The organism is Mesorhizobium sp. M4A.F.Ca.ET.050.02.1.1 (assembly GCF_003997725.1).
In the GTDB taxonomy this organism is placed as follows: Bacteria; Pseudomonadota; Alphaproteobacteria; order Rhizobiales; family Rhizobiaceae; genus Mesorhizobium.
The window spans coordinates 1-1,183 of sequence record NZ_RZSG01001201.1; the positions used below are offsets into that span (position 1 = coordinate 1).

Below are 1,183 nucleotides of genomic sequence, written 5' to 3' on the forward strand. Positions count from 1 at the left end.
AGCTAGGTCTTGCCATTTTTGCATCCTCCCAGAAGCTCATCACTCCGTGCACTTAGATTCGCGGCCGATATAACCACCCGCCCGACGCAAGCCTGCGCCAAACCCAAATCAGGCTGTGCCCGCTCGCAGACCCTGCGTATCAGAGGCAGCTTATTGTTAGCATTTTAGAATATACTAATTCACGAGTGCGGCTTCTATCCGGATTGCGCAATTCCATCGAACTCGTTGCAATGACAACGCGGCGCAATTTTCTCGGCGCACGTTACGCCCTGGGTCACGATCTCCCGGCACGCTGAAGTGTTTCCTTCGGAGACTCGCCGAAGAAGAGGCGGTAGTTCGCGGCGAAGCGGCCCAGATGGGTGACCCCCACGTCCATAGCGATCGTCGTAACGCTCAAGCCGTTGGCGCGAGCCGTGACAAGGAGCCGTCTTGCTTCGTTGAGGCGGAGCGCTCTTATGAATTCGAGCGGGGTTACCGCGAACGTGGTGCGAAAGGCGTATTCGAGCTGTCGACGGCTGACACCGATTTCCCGGCACAGCCGAACAATGGGTATGTCTTCCCGGATATGAGTGCGAATGAAATCCTCGGCCGCCGACGCTTGTGTGAAATGACGACTCGCGGAACTGGCTGTCCCGGTCTCACGACTGTCTCCCTCCGCGAAGGCGTCAGCCACCAGCCCCAGATATTCCACGACTGCACCTGGAGGCTGCTCAAGCAGAATTGGATCGCTTGCAATTGTCCCAAGGTGGTCTGCTATCGACTTCATCTGGCTTCTGAGTCTTTGCGCTTCGTCGGTGGCGAGCCGAACTGCCGCGGGGCGATCGTTAATCCGTTCGAGAACCATCCCCGCCGCAATCGACTGGATTTCCATCCAGGTCGCGGTCGGAACAATGGCGACAGCATAAGTGAGACCGGGCCGGACCGTCGCCGTCACGCTCGTGCCGGCAGGGATTGCCAGGATCAAGTCATCTTCGAGCGCAATGCCGCATATCGTCGACCCACAGGCCCGCTCGATAGCCACCAACGCCACGGAGCCTGGATCGAAACCACCCCTGGCGCGGAAGGCGCAATTGAATTCTGGCAGGTCGAGCGCCCACTTGTCGGGGGACTGGATTTGCCGGATGCGCGAGGGAAGCCGGCCTGCCGAAAGCCTGTCGACTTCCACGGGCAGGCCAGAGGCGGC

At 59.6% G+C, this 1,183-nt stretch carries 1 protein-coding gene; it reads right to left on the reverse strand.

The genetic code is table 11. The features are described from left to right. Window positions 1-274: 274 nt before the first annotated feature. On the reverse strand, window positions 275-1,183 hold a 909-nt coding region (locus EOA33_RS36285; RefSeq protein ID WP_145989531.1), incomplete at its 5' end, for a helix-turn-helix domain-containing protein.